The organism is Solidesulfovibrio alcoholivorans DSM 5433 (assembly GCF_000702665.1).
GTDB classification, from domain to species: Bacteria; Desulfobacterota; Desulfovibrionia; order Desulfovibrionales; family Desulfovibrionaceae; genus Solidesulfovibrio; species Solidesulfovibrio alcoholivorans.
In genome coordinates this window covers 21249-41018 of the sequence record NZ_JNJA01000003.1, presented here as the reverse complement: position 1 = coordinate 41018, position 19770 = coordinate 21249, and the positions used below count along the sequence as shown (strand labels likewise).

The 19770-nt window shown below is 62.9% G+C and carries 20 protein-coding genes and 1 tRNA gene; 15 read left to right on the top strand and 6 right to left on the bottom strand.

Features of this window, described 5'->3' with window-relative positions:
- Positions 1-70: 70 nt before the first annotated feature.
- The 6 genes from Q368_RS0106135 to Q368_RS25550 all read left to right on the top strand — a co-directional run bounded on the left by Q368_RS0106135 (position 71) and on the right by Q368_RS25550 (position 3462).
- Entirely contained in the window at positions 71-1234 is a 1164-nt protein-coding gene (locus Q368_RS0106135) for a phage portal protein (protein WP_052360050.1), read from the top strand.
- 189 nt (positions 1235-1423) lie between these two features.
- Positions 1424-1720, top strand: coding sequence for a head-tail connector protein (locus Q368_RS0106130; protein ID WP_052360049.1), 297 nt, complete (start codon positions 1424-1426; stop codon positions 1718-1720).
- 123 nt (positions 1721-1843) lie between these two features.
- Entirely contained in the window at positions 1844-2335 is a 492-nt protein-coding gene (locus tag Q368_RS0106125; RefSeq protein WP_156955651.1) for a hypothetical protein, read from the top strand.
- Between the two features lie 69 nt (positions 2336-2404).
- Positions 2405-2641: a hypothetical protein gene (locus Q368_RS0106120; RefSeq protein ID WP_029458161.1), complete on the top strand. Its 237-nt coding sequence runs from the start codon at positions 2405-2407 to the stop codon at positions 2639-2641.
- A gap of 84 nt (positions 2642-2725) precedes the next feature.
- Positions 2726-3112: a hypothetical protein gene (locus Q368_RS25555; protein ID WP_156955650.1), complete on the top strand. Its 387-nt coding sequence runs from the start codon at positions 2726-2728 to the stop codon at positions 3110-3112.
- A 98-nt stretch (positions 3113-3210) separates the two neighbouring features.
- Positions 3211-3462 carry a hypothetical protein gene (locus tag Q368_RS25550; RefSeq protein WP_156955649.1) on the top strand — a complete coding sequence of 84 codons (252 nt, stop codon included), beginning with the start codon at positions 3211-3213 and terminating at the stop codon, positions 3460-3462.
- 492 nt (positions 3463-3954) lie between these two features.
- Here the strand turns inward: Q368_RS25550 and Q368_RS0106110 are convergent, their stop codons facing one another.
- The 3 genes from Q368_RS0106110 to Q368_RS0106100 all read right to left on the bottom strand — a co-directional run bounded on the left by Q368_RS0106110 (position 3955) and on the right by Q368_RS0106100 (position 6882).
- The gene (locus tag Q368_RS0106110) at positions 3955-5136 is read right to left on the bottom strand and encodes a tyrosine-type recombinase/integrase (RefSeq protein ID WP_162179629.1); all 1182 of its coding nucleotides are present in this window, start codon (positions 5134-5136) and stop codon (positions 3955-3957) included.
- Between the two features lie 107 nt (positions 5137-5243).
- A tRNA-Arg gene (locus tag Q368_RS0106105) sits at positions 5244-5320 on the bottom strand.
- A 62-nt stretch (positions 5321-5382) separates the two neighbouring features.
- Complete coding sequence (locus tag Q368_RS0106100) at positions 5383-6882, bottom strand: GGDEF domain-containing protein (RefSeq protein WP_029458156.1); 1500 nt, start codon at positions 6880-6882, stop codon at positions 5383-5385.
- Positions 6883-7009: 127 nt separating this feature from the next.
- Here Q368_RS0106100 and Q368_RS0106095 point away from each other — a divergent pair, with 127 nt between their 5' ends.
- The 9 genes from Q368_RS0106095 to rpoD all read left to right on the top strand — a co-directional run bounded on the left by Q368_RS0106095 (position 7010) and on the right by rpoD (position 17148).
- The gene (locus Q368_RS0106095) at positions 7010-8671 is read left to right on the top strand and encodes a glycosyltransferase family 4 protein (protein ID WP_029458154.1); all 1662 of its coding nucleotides are present in this window, start codon (positions 7010-7012) and stop codon (positions 8669-8671) included.
- The gene (rsmA, locus tag Q368_RS0106090) at positions 8668-9531 is read left to right on the top strand and encodes a 16S rRNA (adenine(1518)-N(6)/adenine(1519)-N(6))-dimethyltransferase RsmA (protein WP_052360048.1); all 864 of its coding nucleotides are present in this window, start codon (positions 8668-8670) and stop codon (positions 9529-9531) included. The genes Q368_RS0106095 and rsmA overlap by 4 nt, the downstream gene beginning before the upstream one ends.
- Before the next feature lie 216 nt (positions 9532-9747).
- Positions 9748-10020: an HU family DNA-binding protein gene (locus tag Q368_RS0106085; protein WP_029458150.1), complete on the top strand. Its 273-nt coding sequence runs from the start codon at positions 9748-9750 to the stop codon at positions 10018-10020.
- A 21-nt stretch (positions 10021-10041) separates the two neighbouring features.
- Complete coding sequence (locus Q368_RS0106080; protein WP_029458149.1) at positions 10042-10224, top strand: hypothetical protein; 183 nt, start codon at positions 10042-10044, stop codon at positions 10222-10224.
- A 149-nt stretch (positions 10225-10373) separates the two neighbouring features.
- A complete protein-coding gene (rpsU, locus tag Q368_RS0106075; protein WP_029458147.1) occupies positions 10374-10574 on the top strand; it encodes a 30S ribosomal protein S21 in 201 nt (66 codons plus the stop codon).
- Positions 10574-11020, top strand: coding sequence for a GatB/YqeY domain-containing protein (locus tag Q368_RS0106070; protein WP_029458145.1), 447 nt, complete (start codon positions 10574-10576; stop codon positions 11018-11020). Before rpsU ends, Q368_RS0106070 begins: the two co-directional genes overlap by 1 nt.
- Positions 11021-11041: 21 nt before the next feature.
- Positions 11042-13378 carry an endonuclease MutS2 gene (locus Q368_RS0106065; protein WP_029458143.1) on the top strand — a complete coding sequence of 779 codons (2337 nt, stop codon included), beginning with the start codon at positions 11042-11044 and terminating at the stop codon, positions 13376-13378.
- A gap of 313 nt (positions 13379-13691) precedes the next feature.
- Complete coding sequence (gene dnaG / locus Q368_RS0106060; protein ID WP_245611295.1) at positions 13692-15389, top strand: DNA primase; 1698 nt, start codon at positions 13692-13694, stop codon at positions 15387-15389.
- Positions 15382-17148 carry an RNA polymerase sigma factor RpoD gene (rpoD, locus tag Q368_RS0106055; RefSeq protein ID WP_029458139.1) on the top strand — a complete coding sequence of 589 codons (1767 nt, stop codon included), beginning with the start codon at positions 15382-15384 and terminating at the stop codon, positions 17146-17148. Before dnaG ends, rpoD begins: the two co-directional genes overlap by 8 nt.
- A 72-nt stretch (positions 17149-17220) precedes the next feature.
- Here the strand turns inward: rpoD and Q368_RS0106050 are convergent, their stop codons facing one another.
- From Q368_RS0106050 to Q368_RS25545, 3 genes are all read right to left on the bottom strand, one after another.
- Positions 17221-17907, bottom strand: a complete 687-nt coding sequence (locus tag Q368_RS0106050; RefSeq protein ID WP_162179628.1) for an FkbM family methyltransferase — start codon at positions 17905-17907, stop codon at positions 17221-17223.
- A 398-nt stretch (positions 17908-18305) separates the two neighbouring features.
- A complete protein-coding gene (locus tag Q368_RS0106045; protein WP_029458136.1) occupies positions 18306-18572 on the bottom strand; it encodes an amphi-Trp domain-containing protein in 267 nt (88 codons plus the stop codon).
- A gap of 73 nt (positions 18573-18645) precedes the next feature.
- A complete protein-coding gene (locus Q368_RS25545; protein WP_029458134.1) occupies positions 18646-19761 on the bottom strand; it encodes a hypothetical protein in 1116 nt (371 codons plus the stop codon).
- Between the last annotated feature and the right edge of the window lie 9 nt (positions 19762-19770).

Genomic DNA, 19770 nt, shown 5'->3' with positions numbered 1-19770 from the left:
AAACCTGGGCAACTTGACCACCTTTCTGAGCTGAAGCCGGCTTCAGATCAGAACTAAGGAGCTAAATATTATGAGTTTTTTCGATTTTTTCCGCCCTAAAAAGCGCAGCTTCGACACTCTTTCCGAGTTTGGGCTTGGCCTGCCCACGGCCACGGGCCAGACGGTGACGGTGGACGGCTCTCTGGCCTTGCCTGCGGTTTTTGTGTGCGTTCGCGTCCTGGCCGAAAGCATCGGCTCCATGCCGTTGCATATCTACCGCCGGGCCAGCAACGGCGACCGTCAGGCGGCAACCGACCATCCGCTTCATAAACTGTTCCGGTTCGCGCCCAACAGCTACCAGACCTCACTGGAGGCCCGCGAGTTTTTGACCGCGTGTGTCGCCATGCGGGGGAACGCCTACGCCTACATCGACCGCCAGGACGGCATGGTGGCCGGGGTCTGGCCCCTTCACCCCGCCAGGGTCCAGGTCATCGTGGACGGGACCGTGATCCAGTACCGCTATTCCGACGAAAAGGGCCAGACCTTCCTCTATGACCAGGAGGAAGTCCTTCATCTGAAAGGCTTGTCCACCGATGGCATTATGGGCCTGAGCCCCATTTCCACGCTCAAGGAAACCATCGGCGCGTCCCAGGCTTTGGAGCAGTACCAAAACAAGTTCTTCGCCAATGCTGCCCGGCCCTCCGGTGTCTTGACTCATCCGGGCCAGTTGACCCCCGATGCAGGGACACGACTCCGAGAACAATGGGATGGACTCTACAGCGGTTCCGCGAATCGGGGCAAGACCATCGTGCTTGAGGAAGGCATGACTTGGCAGGCCATTGGCTTGACCAATGAAGACGCGCAATTGCTGGAGTCCCGCCGCTTCAATCTGCAAGACATCCTCCGCGTCTACCGAATCCCTGGCCACATTGCCGGCGACCTTTCAAAGGCGAGCTACAACAACATAGAAACGCTTGGCAGTGAGTTCCTTAATCTGACGCTTTCCCCTTGGCTTAAACGAATTGAAGAACGCATGAATTTGCAGCTTCTTACAGAGGGGGAGCGGGAGGCCGGCTACTATTTCGAGCACGACGCATCGGGGTTGCTCAAGGGCGGGGTCAAGGAAAGGTACGAGTCCTACCAGGTGGGCCTGGCCGCCGGATTCCTTTCGGTGGATGAGGTCAGGCAATGGGAGAACCTGCCGGCCATGCCTGCCGACGTCAGCAAGGGTGTGTCACCGACCGACGCCCCCTAGGCCAGCCACGGCCGGGATAGGGTGGATCACAAGTAGCTGAAATTGTTCAAACCCGTTGGATTAACGGGGTACGAGAACGCCCAGCATCTATAAAATTTCGGGGCGTTCCCGGAAGTCCATCTAGGGATGGACAGGCGCGCCCCCGGCTGGGGATGGTCCTTGGCCGGGGGCATTTTACAGGAGGTTGATATGGAACCGATCACGCTGGCGGAAGCCAAGCTCCATGCCCGCGTCGATAACGACGTCGAGGATTCCCTGATTTCGGCCATGATCGTGTCGGCCCGGCAGGCGGCCGAAGCCAGATGCCGGCGAGGCATGGCGGTCGAAGATTGGCCAGACGGCTACCCGGAGCAGGTCAAAATATGGATGCTCATTCGGGTGTCCACTTTGTACGAGAACCGAGAAGCCTACACAGGAGCCAGGGTTTTCAAGCTGGATCACGTGGACCGGCTCCTCGATCCCTACGTGCTCCCGGGGCTGGCGTAAAAAATAGTTGCGGGCCGTCCTTGACAGGGTTCGATAACTTTGTTACTCTTCAAACCGTGGCCGGGATTTCCCGGCCCATTTTTGGCAAACACTGGATAACATTGACCTTCTGGGGTAGAGTATATGAATCCGAAAGAACCACGCTACACAAGGGGCGACTTGTCCAATGCAGTGACAAACCTTCGCCCTCTTATGTTGGGCATGTGGATACGTCGCGGCGTTCTTGACGTAAACGACACTGCCCCTGGAAGGGGAGTCCGACGCCTGTACAGCTTTTCAGAAGCTCTTGTCATAGACATCATGGCGTATTTGACACTGCAAGACGTAAGTTCTTCACAAGCGGCGGCCGTAGGTAAAGCCGCTTCTCTTGAAGTCGAGAAGATTATTTCCAAGTCCGGTGGACTTGACTACACGAAGATTGACGAAGCGGAAGTCGAAGATATTGTTTGGTCATATAACAGCATTGGCAAGCTAGACTATAAGCTGGTTCACAGGTCTGCCCTGTCTGGCTATACGAAAGATTATTTCCAAGTGCTTAACTACATTAGCTTCGCCATCCGTTTGTATGAAGCCCTTGAAACGGTGCGCGAGATTCGCGCCCGTTCTGGGAAATAAAACAGCCGTGGAACGTGCTGTAACACGCCCCACGGCCTAACCACAACCGCCCTAAGATGGAGGACGACCATGGACACGAAGGAATTAGTCAAGAAGTGGTGCGAAGGCAAGGACCTGACCAACGAAGAGATTTCGATTCTCTGTAAGGAAGTGACTTCCTTGTGCCGCGATTTGATCCCTAAAACGGTTTTGGACGTGACCGTGCAGGATAATGAGTTCACGTACATCCCTATTAAGGTAGAGGCGCTAGCCTTTCTCAGCGAATCTTATAATCGGATCGACAGCTTCATTGATGCGATGAAGTAACTAGGGCTGGCGAGGATTAACTAAGCCGCTAGCCTGTTCCCTTCTGTTACAGGCTAGCGGCAAAAACTAGGAGGATGCGTTATTATGGCTATTCCAGCTTACTACATTGAGCCCGGAGAAATTATAACGATAGACCTGCCATTGCCGCAAAAATTATCTTCTATCAGTAATAGGATGGCTATGTTTATAAGTTATAAATATGCCGGAGCCATCCAAAACGAATGGCTCAATCCACCTATAATGTCTATCCTTGAAATTCAAATTCAGGTCAAGGTTGCGATACCAAAAAGTGGGTTCAAAAATTTCCACGCCACCGATATGATCGATGGAGAATTTAGGCCACACAATATGGAACTTTTTGAATATTACTGTGAGATGTTGCTATATACAATGAACGGGATCGTTTTTTATGACAGAGAGCAAATAAAAAAATGTCTCTTAAATACCTTTACAGTGAGACCCCTGGGATAACCTTTCGCGCCAAACAGTACATCGAGAGATAACCTATAACTTTAACCGGCCGTCGTGGACCTCGCGTCCCTGGCCAATACAAGGATGCGAGGTCTATTATGAAAATTCGTTGCAAGGACTGTGAAGCGTTTGCCAAGGATAGAACTAGCGAGCGTTTCGGCTGGTGCCGTCGTCGTCCTCCTGTAGCTGACACGAATTGCCAAGATATGGCGGCGTTTCCAAGGTTGCCAAGTGATGCGTGGTGCATGTGCGGAGTTAAAAAGAAAGAACAAACGCCTGTTGCCTTTTCATTTGTTGAAGCGCCGAATGGTGATGTGATGTGCGTTGACAAGATGGGAGAAGCGCAATGATTACAGCTTGCCGCGATTGTGCTGCCTGGGATCAGCTTGCAGGCAATGACGTCCTTGGTATTTGCCGACGCCACGCTCTTACTGTTGACCAGGACAGGTTTGGTGGGAAGTCAGATCGTTTTCCCCTCAGCCGTCAGTGGGATTACTGTTTTGAGTCCCTTCCGTTGAAGGACCATTTCGGCCCTCCCCGCGTATAAAAAATAAATATTCGTGCGAAAAGGGGGCAAAATGTGGAAATCGTCCCGGTTCTTATTGCCTTCTGGCCATTTTGGGGAAGTCCAGGCTCACTTGGCCCTTTGTGCTACAGTCCGGCCCGAGCTTGAACAGGAGGAAGGCAAATGCCCCATGACAGCACACTTGAGCACCGGAAGTTTCTCCGCCCCAAAGAGGTGGCCGACGTCTATGGCCTGCCCGTCCGTACCCTTGAACTGTGGCGACAGGAGGCACGCGGTCCCCGCTATACAAAAGCGGGGAAGTACGTTCTCTACGGCGTCACTGATCTTGAATCTTGGCTTTCGGAACGACAAGTCGCAACGGCGGGGTAGGCTCTTTTTGTTTGGCCTTTGCAAAAGCCTCGATCTTGCTTCGGACCGATCCAGGTATCAAGTGGGCATATCTCATTGTTGTTTCGATGCGATTGTGTCGGGCGGCTTCCTTGAGTTCCAGCAAGGTAAAGTCGCCCGACTGCGCCCACCTCGATATAGCCGTGTGCCGCGCCGTGTGAAACCAGACCCTTTGCCGCTTGTCGGTGATGCCCTCATTGAGGCCCACGGCGTTACAGGCGCGGGTGAAAACATCATAAATCGCTTTAAGTCTTTGCCCGTCATCCTGGCGAAAGATGAGTTCGTCAGGCCGGCGGCGGTAGCCGGTCAGGGTGGCCAGCACTTCATCGTCCACGAAGACGGATTGCCGAGCGCCGCCTTTGGCATTCAGAAAAAGCGTGTTGGTGGCCACGTCCACGTCGCGGCCACGGATGCCGAAAATCTCCGTGGCCCGGAGTCCGGTTCTCAGCGCCAAGAGAAACATATCCCGCACCATAGGCGACCGCTTTTCAAGTTCGTCCAGGAGCGCGGCTTCCTCCTCCTCGGTCAGGAACCGCTCGCCCGAGTTCTGGACGGACGGCATCTTGAAGTCCGAGGTCGGGCCGATGGGATTGGAACCAGCCCACATTTTCTTGCGGAGTCCGAAGTTGATGACGCGCCGGAGCAACGCGAAGACGCCCTTGACCGAAGCCGGGGCCATGATCTTCATGCAGGCGGCCTTGTGGCGCGTCAGGGCCTCCTCTGTGAGGTCGGCCAGGGTGGCGGTCCCGAACTGCGGCTTGAGATGCTTGCCGTACCGGCTGCGCTCGACGGCGATGTGCTTGCCCTCAAGCTCGCCCATTTCGGCGTACTTCTCGAAGACCTCATCGAGTACGGCCTGGGAGGACTTTTTCTTGACCGCCGGGTTCTCGCCCAAGTGGATCAAGTTCATGCGCTCGGTGCGCTTCTGGTGGGCGAAGGCTTCGGTGATGCCTTGAGAGGCCGGGCCGATCCTCTCCCACTTGAACTTGCCCCGGGCATCCCGGTAGCTGATCCAGAAGATTTTATCGGGCCGTCCCTGGTGGCGCACTTCTTCGGATTCGCGCCAGTAGACGCCCACGAATTTGCGGCTTTTTGTTTTGGGCTTGCCCATGAACCCCGTCATGCCCGAGGAGGCCATTCGATGCAAGCAAGCTACCCCTCAGCTACCCCTCAACGAAAAAGGGGTCACGATTTTCATCGTAACCCCTTGAATTCGTTTGGTGGGCAATGTAGGATTCGAACCTACGGCCTTTGGCTCCGGAGGCCAACGCTCTATCCAACTGAGCTAATTGCCCGAGGGAGCGAATCTATACGCGCTCCGTTTCCGGGCGTCAAGGGCTATGTGCGCTTCGCCATCTCAGCCGGCGCTGGCCGCGCCAAGCGAAGCGTCTTCGCTGCGCGTGACCGGACCCTGGGAGGTGCAGACCTGGTTGCGCCCGAGCTTCTTGGCCTGATAGAGCGCCTTGTCCGCCTTGTCCACGAGATCCCGGCGCTTGAGCAGCGCCCCGGGCGTCAAGGCCGCCGTGCCGATGGACACCGTTATGCCGAACGGCTTGCCTTCGCTCGTGAACCGCGTTTCCGCAATGGCTTGTCGCAGCCGCTCGGCCAGCACCTGGGATTGCTCTTCCGTGGTCAGGGGCAGGATCACCACGAATTCCTCGCCGCCGTAGCGGGCCGTGAAATCCGTGCTGCGCAGCTGCTCGGAAATGATCTTTCCGACCTCGCGCAGGACGTGGTCGCCCATGAGATGGCCGTAGCTGTCGTTGATGTTCTTGAAATGGTCGATATCGAGCATGAGCAGGCTCATGGAATGGCCGTAACGCTGGTGGCGGCGCAGTTCTTCCACCAGGCGTTCGTCAAAGGCCCGGCGGTTGTGGATGCGCGTGAGCCCGTCGTGGTCTGCCCGGACCTTGACCTGACTGAACAGCGCGGCGTTGCGCAGTGCCAGGGCCAGGTGGCCGACCGAGGCGTAGAGCGTCTGCACCTGGTCCTTGCCCAGGGCGCGGCCCTTGGCCCGGTACAGGGTCAGGCAGCCGAACGTCTGGCCGCCGGCGCGCAAGGGCAGCGCGAGGCTCTCCTCGGCCGATTGCGGGATGTCCACGGGCGTCCTGCCGGCCGCGCCGTCGAGAAACGTGCTCCGGTAGCTCTGCATGGGCTTGCCGGCGAGCTTGGCCCCCTGGCGCAGCAGCGCTTCGGTCCAGTGCCGCTCGGCGTCGTGGTCCATCTCCGGCTCGAGGAACAGCTCGGCCTCCAGCTCGCCGGATTCGCCCGGCTGCCAGAGGATGGCCATGAGCCCACGCATGGGCAATAGCAGTTCCAGGTCCTCTCGGGCGTTGTCCAGGATGACCGTGGGATCGAGGGATTCCGTGGCCCGGGTGAGGAAGCGGTTGAGGAACAGGACAAGGTCGGTCTTGCGCGCGAGCAGCTCGCGCTCCAGCATGATCTCGCGGGTCATGCGAAAAATGTCGTCGTAAAGGCTTTTCACTTCCTGGGCCCGGAAGATGACGTCGCGCACCTTCTTGTCGGTGAGCGGCTCGGACACGGCCGAAAGGAAGCCGTTTTCCAGCAGTTCGTCGAAATCCGACAAGGATTGGGATTCCGTAAGCACGAGCACCCGTTGCGCCACCTCCCATTCCTCCAGCCGCTTGCGGCTGGAGGGAGCCAGCGCGTCCCAGGCCTCCTTGACCGCGAAAATCACGAGCGGCGTGGCCCTGCCGAGGTCGCGCTCGCCGGGATGCTGCCCGGCCGGCCAGTTGCGCAACGTATACCCACTGCCCAGGGCGGCAGAAATTGCCGCCGCGGCATCGTCGGTAAGGCCGAGGCCCCATACTTGCTCAGGTCGCATGCCATGCGTCATTGCTGGCCTCCTTTGATCCCGGGAACGCGCACGGGGCGCGGTCCCGCCGTTTTATTTGCAAATATGGGGCCAGACAAAAAGTCCCGCCGCGTTTGACATCGCGCCCGAGCTGTGGCTCCGTCCCCCCATGCACGCGCCGCGCCTGTGGGCGACCCTCGATCCCTTTCTCGAATCCGGCGCCGTCATGGGCCGCAAAGTGGCCAATGCCGGCTTTCTCGACGCCCTCGTGCGCGCCGATCCCTTCGACGCCTACCATTTCTTCATGCTCTCGCCGCGCGAGCGCGACGTGCAACGCGAACTGCTCGCGGCGCGCTATCCCGAGGCCGCCTGCCGCGGGAAATTCAAAATATTGACACGGCTCGACCTGCCCGAGGCCCTGGCCGGCACGGACTACGCCGTGTTCCACCTCTCGGACTGCATCACATCCCAGCCGCGCCTGGCCGCCGCGCGAAACGCCCTGGCGCGAAACATCTTTCCCGTAACCGGCACCACCCATTCCCTGAGCTACGCCACCTACGGCCGGGAGTTCCTGGCCCACCTCTGGCCCGGGACCACCGGGCGCGATGCCATCGTCGCCACCTCGCGCGCCGGGGAGGCGGTGGTGTCGCGCATCTTCGACGGCTTGCGCCGGGGCTACGGCCTTTCCCCCGAGGCCTATCCCGCCCCAGGAATCGCGCGCATCCCCCTGGGCGTCGATCCCGGGGATTGGCGCGCCTTTTCCGGCCAGGAGCGGGAGGCGGCCCGGGCCGCGTGCGGCATTCCCGGCGACGCGGTCGCGCTGCTCGTTTTCGGGCGCATTTCCCACAGCTCCAAGATGGACCCGCTGCCGCTTTTTCGCGCGGTGCAGCGCCTGGCCGCGGGCGGCCTCGCGCCGGCCTCCCTGTGTCTCGTCATGGCCGGCTGGGTCGACGAGGACGGACAGGCGTTCCTCGAGACGCTGCGCGCCCTTGCCGCCAATATCGGCCTGCCCCTGGTTCTGGTTACGCGGCCGGACGACGCCCGCAAACGCCAGCTCTTCGGCGCGGCCGATATCTTCGTCTCCCTGGCGGACAATCCCCAGGAGACCTTCGGCCTCACGCTCCTCGAAGCCATGGCCGCGTCGCTTCCCGTCGTGGCCTCGGACTACGACGGCTACCGCGACATCGTCGTGCCGGGGCGCACCGGGTTCCTCGCGCCGACGCTCGGGCTGCCCGAGTCCGGCCTCCGCGACGTGCTTGCGCCTCTTTGCTACGACAACCATACCCATCTGCGCCTGGCCCAGGGCCTGGCCGTGGACGTGGCCGCCGTGGCCGCCGCCCTGGGCCGGCTCGTGCGCGACACGGGGCTTCGCCGCGAAATGGGCGCGGCCGGGCGCGCGCGGGTTGCGGAGCGCTTCACCTGGGACGCCGTGGTCGCGGCGCACCTTGGCCTGTGGGAGCGTCTTGCCGCCGCGCCTGTGCCGGACGTGGCTGGGTTGCGCGCCCTGGCGCATCCGGGGGCGCTCGCCTATGGCGGCGTCTTTGCCGGCTATCCCAGCGAGGCGCTTTCCGACGCCGTGCGCCTGACCTGGAGCCGCGCCGGCCAGGCCGTGTACCGCAACCGGGATTACCCGATAGTCTATGCGGGTCTGGGAGGGGAGATTTCCCCGGCTGCCGTGCGCACGCTGTTGTTTCTGTCCCGGGGCGGCTGTCCGGGGCTGACGCTGGCTGCACGTCTGGCCGCGGCCGAACCGTCGCTCGATACCCGGGCCGCCCGCTTCCACGTGGTCTGGGCCCTCAAACAGGATCTGCTCGAAAAGGAGACGTCATGAGGCGGGAGCGCCGGACAGCAGGGGGGGGCGGCGCTCCCGCCTCGCCGCAGGAAGCCCGGGAGGGAAGCGAGGCGTACGCCCGGCCCAAACGCAGCCTGGGGCAGAATTTTTTAAGCGATCCCAACACGGCGGCCAAGATCGTGGCCGCGCTCGGCATCGCGCCCGGCGACGTGGTGCTGGAGATCGGGCCGGGCAGGGGGGCGCTGACGCCCTTCATCCTGGACGCGGGCCCGGCGGCCTACCTGGCCCTGGAAAAGGACCGCGACCTGGCCGTGCGTCTTGCCCGGGAACACCCCGGCGCGGCGGTCGCCATGACGGACGCGCTGCGCATGGACTGGAGCCGGCTCGACAGGTTGCCCGGCGTGCGCGTCATCGGCAACCTGCCGTACAACATCGCCTCGCCGCTGTTGTGGGACCTCTGCGCCGGGTCGGTCGCGTACGCGCGCGGGGTTTTCATGGTGCAGCACGAGGTGGCGCGGCGGCTGGCCGCAGTGCCGGGCAACCGGGAGTACGGGGCGCTTTCGGCCTGGGTGGGGGCGTTTGCGCGGGTGGCGTACTGCTTCAAGGTGCCGCCCACGGTCTTTCGTCCGCGGCCCAAGGTGGATTCGGCCGTGGTCGCCCTTACGCCGCGCCCGGCGGCGGAGCGTCCGGCCGAACCCGTCGCTCTGTCGCGCTTGCTCAAGCTCCTTTTTTCCTTGCGCCGCAAGCAGTTGGGAGGAATCCTCAAACCCCATGGCGATCTCGCGACCGGGGCGTGGCTGGCGGATGCGGGCATCGACCCGCGCGACCGGCCCGAAAATCTGTCTCCGGAGCAGCTGTCGCAGCTGGCCATATTGCTCAAAACGCGCCTGGGCTCTTGACTTTGGGCCTGAAATCGATTTTCTTTTGGCCACTCGTCGCGCAAGCGCTCAAGGCGCACGACGACGCATACGGGATCGGGCTGGTCGTCCTCGTCACGGGGAGGCGAGCGGGGGGCCTTTCCGTTTGCAGTGTTTTTCGGAGAGAATACGGGAGAGGATCGGGAGCATTGCGTCGCCGCGATGCGGTGGGCGTTTTAACCGAGGAGGAGAGGACTGATGACCAAGGCTGATCTGGTAGGAAAAATTGCCGACAAGACGGGGCTGACCAAGGCCAATGCCGAGCGCGCGCTTAACGCCTTCATCGAAGCCGTCGAGGCCACGCTGGTGGGCGACGGGAAGATCACCCTGACCGGTTTCGGCACGTTTCTGGTGGACGAGCGCAAGGCCCGCACCGGCCGCAACCCGCGCACCGGCGCCGAGATCGAAATTCCGGCGTCCAAGGTGGTCAAGTTCCGGCCGGGCAAGCTGCTCAAGGACGCCATTCAATAATCACTCCCGGGAGATTTTCACATGTTGCACGGCGAAACCGTTCACAGCCCCCTGCCGCAGGATCTGCCCTGGTGGCAACCCGACCATTTCGTTTTCTTCAGCGTGCTTTACCTCGTGCTTTTCATCATCGCCTCAGGCATGGGCTACTGCATCTTCAAGGCCTACCTGGATACGAAAAACGCCGACGCCCACGGGCATCACTAAGCCGCGAGGCCGCAGCTTTCGCTGATCCGCCCGGTTTCGGCCGGGCGGATTTTTCGTCCCGGGCATCTGCCCCCCTTGACGCGGGTGGAATGCTGGGATAAGTATCTTTTTTTGCCGCTAGGGAATTTCCCAAAGAGGGGGTGAGGTCAATGCCCGGAGTCTTCCTTGACGAGTCCGACAACTTCGATGTGGCCCTGCGCCGCTTCAAGAAGCAGGTCGAAAAATCCGGGATTCTCTCTGAGTTGAAGAAACGCCAACACTTTGAGAAACCCAGCGTCATGCGCAAGAAGAAAAAGGCCGCCGCCCGCAAGCGGCTGCTCAAGAAAATGCGCAAAATCAACATGATGTAATGAACCTGACAGCCCGTATAGATTCCGACTTCCTGGCCGCCATGCGGGCTCGCGATGAGCTCGTCGTCGGGGTGCTGCGCATGCTCAAGGCCGCCGCCAAGATGCGGCAGGTGGAGCTCAAGCGTCCGCTCGCCGACGACGAGCTTTTCGATGTCCTGGCCAAGCAGGCCAAGCAGCGCAAAGAGTCCATCGAACAGTTCGCCAAGGCGAACAGGACCGATCTCGTCGACAAGGAGGAACGGGAACTGGCCGTGCTTCTGGCCTACATGCCCGCCCCCCTGAGCGATGCGGAACTCGCCGCCGCCGTGGACGCGGCCGTGGCCGAACTGGATGCCCGAAGCATGAAGGACATGGGCCGGGTGGTGCAGGCGGTGCTGGCCGCCCACAAGGGGCGGGTCGAGGGCAAACGGGTCAGCGACGCCGTCAAGGCGCGCCTCGCCTCCTAAACGCCTTTTCCCTTTTTTCTTATGGAATCCAGAACTCTCTCGTTGCTGGAGTTTCCTAAGGTTTTGGAACGGCTGGCCCAGCTCGCCGTTTCCGAGCCGGCGGCGGCTGCCTGCAAGGCTCTTGCGCCCCTGGGCGATCCGGCAACGCTCGCCAGGGAACAGCGCAAGCTGGCCGAGGCCATCGAACTGCGCCGCGACGCCGCGTTCGCCTTTACGCCGTTTCCCGACATCGAGCCGCTGTTCCCCATCCTCGACAGCGAGCGCCGCACCTTCGACCTCGACGCCCTGGTCGCCCTGGACCATGTGCTTTCCCGCGTGGCCGCCCTGCGCCAGGCGCTCGGCGCGGGCGAGCCCGGGCAGTCGCTTCTGCGCGACGAGGTCGCGGCCACGCCCTGGCCCAAAAAGACCCAGGCCGCCCTGGCCCGCTGCATTTCCCCGGACGGCAGGCTGCGCGACGAAAGCTCGCCCGAGCTGTTTTCCGTGCGCCAGGAGATCCGCACCATCCACCAGACCATCATGACGCGGGTCAAGGAATACGTCGGCGAGAAGGAACTCGGGCCGCTGCTGCAGGACGACTACGTCACCATCTCGTCCGACCGCTACGTCCTGCCGCTTCGGGCCAATTTCAAGGGACGCCTGCCCGGCATCATCCACGACTACTCCCAGACCGGTGAAACGGTCTATGTGGAGCCCTTTTTCCTGGTCGAGGTCAACAACCGCCTTCAGGAGCTCAAAAACGAGGAACGCGAGGCCGAAGCCCGCGTCATGGCTTTCCTCACCGGGCTGGCCCGCGACGAGCGCCGTGAAGTTGCCGCCGCGTACCGCCTGCTCGTGGCCTGCGACGTGCTCTGGGCCAAGGCCGCCCTGGCCGAGCGCCTTGGCGGCACGCTGCCCGAGGTCGCGCCCGAGCACGCCGTGCATCTGCGCGCCGCGCGCCATCCGCTGCTCGTCCTCGCCGCCGGCGACGACGCCGCGACCCGCGTCATGCCGCAGGACCTGATCCTCGCCGAGGACCAGCGCGCGCTCATCGTCACCGGTGCCAACGCCGGCGGCAAGACCGTGTGCCTCAAAACCCTGGGCCTGCTCGCGATCATGGCCCTTTCCGCCCTGCCCGTGCCGGCCGGGGAGGGCAGCCGGCTGCCGTTTTTCGCCAAGACCTTCGTTTTCCTCGGCGACGAGCAGAGCCTTGAGGATCATCTTTCCACGTTCACGGCGCAAATCCGCCACCTCTCGCGCGTCTGGCCGGAAATCGACGCCGCCACGCTCGTGCTCCTTGACGAATTCGGCGCGGGCACCGATCCCTCCCAGGGCGCGGCCCTGGCCCAGGCCGTGGTGGACGGCCTGCTCGACCGCGGCGCGTATCTCGCCGCGGCCACGCATTTTCCCGCGCTCAAGGCCTACGGCCTGTCGCGCCCCGGCGTGCGCGCCGCCTGCATGCTCTTCGACCCGGCTACCAAAAAACCCGTCTACCGCCTGGCCTACGACCAGGTCGGCGCGTCCATCGCCCTGGACGTGGCCCGGGAACACGGCCTGCCCGAGGACATCCTGGAGCGGGCCAGCCGCTACCTGCTTCTCGACGGCGGCGACGCCGGACAGGTGTTCGAACGCTTGAACGACCTGGCGCTTCGCCGTGAGCGCGAGATCGAGCAGTTGGCCGCCGAACGCCTGGACGAGAAAAAACGCGTGGCAAAGCTCAAGGAGAACCTCAAAAAGGCCCAGGAAAGCCTTGTCGAGGAGATCCGGGACCTCTCGCGCGACATCGTCCGCCGCCACGAAGCCGGACGCCTGGAACGCAAGGAAGCCCAGCGCGCCCTTGCCGCGGCGAAAAAAAGACTTATTGAAGAAACCGACGCCATAACCGGTACGAAAACCGATTCCGTCCCTGCCGGCGGCGGGGTGGATCTTGCCGCCCTGGCGCCCGGCGCGAGCGTGCGCATCGTCAGTTGGGGCAAAAACGCCGTCGTGCGCGAAATCGACCTCAAGCGGAAGGCGGCCAAGGTCGATATAGGCGGGGTGAGCCTGTGGACGCCGGCGGCGGATATTGCTCCGGCCGATGCCCCGGTGAAACCGGGCGGCGGGGTGACGGTCGCCCCGGCCAGGCGCGAGGTCGCGGGCCTTGGCCTCACCCTCGACCTGCGCGGCATGCGCGCCGACGCCGCCGAGGCGGAACTGGCCTCTTTTCTCGACAATGCGCTTTTGCGCGGACACGGGGAGCTGGAGATCATCCACGGAAAGGGCACCGGGGCGCTGCGGCGCGAAGTCCACCGGTTGCTCAAGGAGCACCCGCAAGTCGCTTCCTTCTCCCTGGCCCCCGAAGACCGCGGCGGCGACGGCATGACGATGGTGGTGTTGAAGTAGAGCGTGCATGAAATTTTGAGAATGCCTCCGGCGGCCGGGAAGGGCCGAGGGCCCGACCGGACCCACCCCGATGGGGGGGAGAATCTCCAGCTGGATGCTTGTTTTTTCGGGAGCGGCTGGAAACGTGGCGGCTTGATTGGAATACGGCACTGCAACCAAGGGCGCGCGGCACCATGGACCTGATTCCCTTTCCCCCTTTGAAAGTTTTCCGGGGAAAGGGGCGCGGGGGAAACCCCTTTTGCTCAAAAAAGGGGTTTCCCCCGCATCTTCACTCCCTTCTCCCATGAAACGTGACGCGGGGACCGTAGCGGCGGTGAAGGCCAGGGCGAACATCGCCGAGATCGTGGGCCGGTACGTGGACCTGAAGCCCGTGGGCGGCAGGCTGGTCGGGCCGTGTCCCTTCCACCAGGAAACCAAGGGATCGTTCAACGTCCATCCCGACAAGGGCTTTTTTCATTGCTTCGGCTGCCAGGCCTCGGGGGACGTCATTGATTTTTATTGCCGCATCAACGGGCTGGAGTTCCGGGAAGGTCTCGAGCGGCTGGCCGCCGAGGTGGGCGTGGACGTGGGCCAGGCCCGGCGCGACCCCCGCACGGCCCAAAGACGGCAGGAGCGCGACGCCTGCCTGGCCATGCACGAGCTGGCGGACCGTTATTTCCGGCATGTGCTTGGCACGACCGCCGGGGCTCCCGCCCGGGAGTACCTGGGTCGGCGCAAGGTCAACCCGGAGATGGTCGAGGCGTTCGCCCTGGGCGTGAGCCCCGCCGGCTGGCAGGGGCTGGCCGACGTGCTGCGCTCGCGGGGGTTCGCCGAGGACCAGGGCGTTTTGGCGGGGCTTCTGAGCGCCGGGAAAAACGGCCGTGTCTGGGACCGCTTCCGCGACCGGCTCATGTTTCCCATCCGCGACGGCGGCGGACGGGTGATCGCCTTTGGCGGGCGCACCATGGGCGACGGCGAGCCGAAATATTTAAACAGCGCCGAGACGCCGATTTACACCAAGGGCCAGCACCTCTACGGACTCTACGAGGCGCGGCCGCACATGGCCAAGTCGCGCCGGGCGCTGTTGACCGAGGGCTATCTCGACGTCATCACGCTGCACCAGTTCGGCTACGGCGACGCCTGCGGCGTGCTTGGCACGGCGCTGACCCCGGAGCAGGCCAAGCGTCTGTCCGGATTCGCTTCGCGCGTGGACCTGGTGTTCGACGGCGACCCGCCCGGGCGCAAGGCGGCGCTGCGCGCGGCGCAGATGTTTCTGTCCCTGGGCGACGGCTGCCGGGTGGTGCCGCTTCCCGACGGCGAGGACGTGGACAGCCTGCTCCACGCCGCCGGCCGCGAAGGCTTCGACGCCTGCCTCGAACGCGCCGAGGACGGGCTGGCGTTTTGCTTGCGCGTGGTGCGCGAGACCTACGCGCCCAAGGAGATCGCGGCCTGGGCCGTGGAATTTCTCACGGGCCTCGGGGATGCGGCCCTGCAATCGGTCTTCATTCCCCGGGTGTCCTCGGGGTTGGGATTGGCCGAGCGGGAGTTGCGCCAGTCCCTCGGCGAGGCGGCGCAGCGGGGTCGGCGGCAGCCTGCGGCTGTTGCGGCGCGACCGCGACCGCAAAGCCTCGATATCGCGCCGCGCGACGCCGAACTGCTCGCCTTCGCCATCCGCCGCGCCGACTACCGCGCGGCCCTGGCCGAGGCCGGCGCGGCCGCGGCGCTTGCGGGCGAAGGCGCCAGGGAATTTTTCGCCAAGCTCGTCGGCGACGCCGCCGACGATCCGGCGGCGCGATTGGATACGGCGCAGGCGGCCTTCTGGGCCAAGGCGCTGTTGGAACCGGTGGAAAACGACGACCAGGCCGCCGCCGTGTTTGATGGTATTTGCCGCTTTCTCCGCGATGCCAGGGAGGACGTCCGACGGCGGGCCTTGACCGAGGCCATTCGTCGGGCGCAGGCGCAGGGCGCGTACGAGGAAGTGTTACGGCTTCTAGGGGAACTGCAAGCCCTTTCCGGGAGGGGAGATGAGTAATCTCAAGGAAATTCAACAGATCAAGAGCCTCATCGTCAAGGGAAAGCAGAAAGGCTTTCTCACGTTCGACGAGGTCAACAAGGCCCTGCCGTCCGAGGTGAACAACCCCGAGCAGCTCGAAGAGGTCATCGCCATCTTCGACCAGCTCGATATCAACCTCGTGGACACCGACAAGGATGGGCGCAAGATCGAAGTGGCCAGCGCCGAGCCGGAAGATGCCCCGGACTCCGACCTGGAGCTGACCGAAAGCGAGGACACCCTCGATTATTCCTCGCGAAGCACCGATCCGGTGCGCATGTACCTGCGCGAAATGGGCGCGGTGCCGCTGCTCGACCGCGAGGGCGAGGTGGTCATCGCCAAGAAGATCGAGAACGGCGAGATGGACGTGCTCTACGCCCTGGTCGAGGTGCCCGTGGCCGTGGAGGAGCTCATCCAGGTGGGCGAGGACCTGAAAATCGGCCGCATCAAGCTCAAGGACGTGGTCAAGACCATCGAGGAGGACGATCCTTCCGAGGACGAGATGAACCAGCGTCAGCGGGTCATCTTCCTGCTCGACGAGGTCAAGGCCGCCTTCCGCAAGAAACGCAAGATCTACTCCAAGCTGGACCAGTGCGCGTGCCTCGACCGCCGCGTCGCCGGCATCCAGAAGGAGATCATGGTCTTCAAGGACGAGATCGTCGTGCGGCTGCGTGACATCAAGCTCGAAAAGACGCTGATCGACCGCATCATCGAGATCGTCGAGGACTATGTGCGGCAGATGCACAACTGCCAGCGCGACCTCTCGGCCTACATCCTGTCCGTGGGCAAGTCCCAGTCGGAAATCCAGGAAATGTTCGCCCAGCTCGACGCGCGCGAAGTCAACCCCGTCGTGGCTTCCGAATCCCTGGGGCTGACCGTGGAGGAGCTTTTTTCGTTCAAGGAGATGCTCTCGGCCAAGATGGAGATCCTGGACCGGTTGCAGGAGAAATGCTGCCACCACGTGGGCGAGCTGGAAGAGGTGCTCTGGCGCATCAAGCGTGGCAATTCCGCCGCGCAGCGGGCCAAGCAGGAACTCATCCGCGCCAACCTGCGTCTGGTCGTCTCCATCGCGAAAAAGTACACCAACCGCGGCTTGCAGTTCCTGGACCTCATCCAGGAAGGCAACATCGGCCTTATGAAGGCCGTGGACAAGTTCGAGTACCAGCGCGGCTACAAGTTCTCGACCTACGCCACCTGGTGGATCCGGCAGGCGATCACGCGCGCCATCGCCGACCAGGCGCGCACCATCCGCATCCCGGTGCACATGATCGAGACGATCAACAAACTGATCCGCACCTCGCGTTACCTCGTACAGGAGCTCGGCCGCGATCCCACGCCGGAAGAAATCGCCGAGCGCATGGATTACCCCCTGGAGAAGGTCAAGAAGGTGCTCAAGATCGCCAAGGAGCCCATTTCCCTGGAAACGCCCATCGGTGACGAAGAGGATTCGAGCCTGGGCGATTTCATCGAGGACAAGAAGGCCCTGGCCCCGGCCGAGGAGGTGGTCAACACCAAGCTCGGCGAGCAGATCGGCAAGGTGCTTTCCGATCTCACCCCGCGCGAGGAGCAGGTGCTGCGCAAGCGCTTCGGGCTCGGCGAGAAGTCCGACCACACCCTGGAAGAGGTGGGCAAGCTGTTCAACGTCACCCGCGAGCGCATCCGCCAGATCGAGGCCAAGGCCCTGCGCAAGCTGCGCCATCCCGTGCGCAGCCAGCATCTGCGCTCGTACTACGAGGGCTAAGCGCACGGAAATTCCGTAATGTCAAAGGGCGGCCCTGGGCCGCCCTTTTTTATTGGCAGGGACGCATGCGGCTTACGCGCCGTGGAAATAGCGCATGTACGCGGCCTGCCAGTCCTCTGCCGGGGATTGGAGCCGCGGCAGGGCGGGCTGCCTGGTCTGCGCCGCAGGCAGGGCCAGGACGTTGATGTCCCCCAGGTTTCCGAAGATATTGTCGGCGCTGTTCCGGAAATTGTGTTCGTTATAGAAGCGCGTGAAGTGCCAGAAGCAATGCCAGCCGTGTTCAAGGAGCCATTCGAGGCAGGCGACGGTGCTCGGGCGCGGGAACGCTTCCAGATAGAGCGCCGGCTGATGGCGCAGGAGCGTTTCCCGCGCGCCTTGCAAGACCTCCCATTCCATGCCTTCCACATCGATCTTGAGCAGTGCGCAGGCCTCCACGGCGAGGTCGTCGAGGCGCAGCACGGGGATGGGCAGCCCTGTTTCCGCCAGGGTGACGCCGCCGAAATTCCCGCCGTCGTCGATGCGCTTCGCCGGGATTTTGCCCCAACCGGAGTGGCGTCCTGCCGCCGCGGTCAGCAGGGTGACGTGGAAGAGCTCGTTGAGCGTCAAGGTTGTTTGCAGGCATTGCGCCATGAGCGGCTGCGGCTCGAAAGCGATGACGCGCCCCTGATCCCCGACGGCCCTGGCCAGCGGCAGCACCGTCGTTCCGAGATTGGCGCCCACGTCGATGACCGTGTCGCCGCACGAAACGTATCGCCGCATCAACGAATTTTCCTCTTCGGAAAACTCGCCGTAAAGGGCCAAGGACCTGCCAATAGTATCGTCTGCACGCGGCCATGTCATGATGCCGTGACGGCACTGGTCAATGGCAATCTGTTGGAGATTCAGATTGAGCATGCCACACGCTGCAAGCAAGAAAGAATAATCCGCTTGCGACCAGTCGCAAGCGCGCAAAAGAACATGGAGTGGTAAGGAGCTTTTTTTGTGTGCACCCGAGAACAACTCTCCCCTGTATTCCAGGATGTCGCATTAACACTCCGACCCTCAAGAGGCAACCCTCGACTGACGGGGAGCATTTGTCGCCGGGGCAGGTGCATCGCGAAAAAAAAGCCGGGAACACGAGGTCCCCGGCCATGAGCTTGACTTGGTAAAAGCCGTTGCTACGCGCCCGCTTCGGCGAAACCGCCTTCGATTTCCTTGTGCTTCTTCCAGGAAATCTCCAGGGCGAACTTTTCCTTGTCCTTCTTCTGCGAGGCTTTCATCTCCACGTTGACCAGCACCGAAGGGGCCAGCGTCAATGCTTCGTCGCCGGCGGCGAGGGTGACCACGCCGGATTTCATGTCGGACACGAGCTTTTCCAGGTTGGCGATCACTTCGGTGAGCTGCATCACCCCTTCAATACGGATCTTGTTCTTTTCCTTTTCCATGGCGCGCTCCTTTGGCTGGCGATAGGATTCGTGTATGCTTAAAAAATACGGTCGTATTTCTTAAGATGCGGCATTAGCCGATGATTTCGAACTCGATGCAACGCCCCTGCTTCAGGCAGATGGAGCCGCTGCGCTTGCCGACGAACAACAGCAGGGGCCGCAGGGCCTCCATGTCGAGCCGTGGTTCCGGCAGGTAGCTGCGGAAAAACAGCCCATTATCGAAAACGCGCAAACTGTGCCGTGCGTTCCCGATCCGCGCAAGCCGCACCGTCAGGCCGGCTACCGGACCGCGCTTGTCGCCGGGCCTGCGCCAGGCCTCGCCGGGGTGTTCCAGCGGCGCGACCAGGAGTTGCAGCACGTGGCTGAAATAGAAAAGTTTTTCCACGGGCAGCGCATACGTCTCGGGATCGACTTCCACGTGCAGCGTCAGGTTGCCGGCCGGGGTGAGCCCTTCCAGCACACCGCGCAGGAACACCTCGGCGGGATGCGGTCCCTCGGGCGGCGGCGGCGACGCTGCCGCGACGAGATTGTGCGCCTCGCCCACGGCGCGGGCATTGGCGCTGGCCGCCGGGGGAATGGCCGCCGTGCGCACGGGATCGGCGGCTGCCGGGCAGGGCGCGGGCGCAGCCGGCGCGACGTCCTGCGGCTGCGGCGATGCCGCGGCCGGTTCCTTCCCGGACATCTCTCCGGCAGGCGCCGGCTCCCCAGGTGCGAGGCCCTCCGGCGCAGGCGTAATCGCTTCTGTCGGCGCACTTTGTGGAAGGGGGCCGATCTGCTCCGGCTCCTCGGGAAGGGGCGCGAATGCGGTCGGTTCGGGCGTCACCTCCGGCGCGTCCGGGTGCAGGGCGACGCTTGCCGGGATGGGGCCGACGGGCTCCGGGTCCGTGGAGACAGGGGCAGTCGCGACCGGAAGGGGGGCTGCGGCCGGTTGTTCCGGTATGAAATCCGTCGCTGCGACGGCAGTGGGGTGTTCCGCAACTGCCGCCTCGATCGGCTGGTGCGCCAGGGAGGCGTTTTCCGCCGGGGAGACAAGATTTGCGGCAGCGGTTTTCGCGCCGGCCTTGCCGGAAGCGCCTTTCGAGGTTTTGGGCGTAGCCTTGGCCGGAGACGCCTTTTTTGCGGATGCGCCGGCAGCAGCGGTTGTCTTGCCGGTAAGGGGATCCCGGCCGAGTCGTGAGCGGGTTGCCATGGTGGGCTC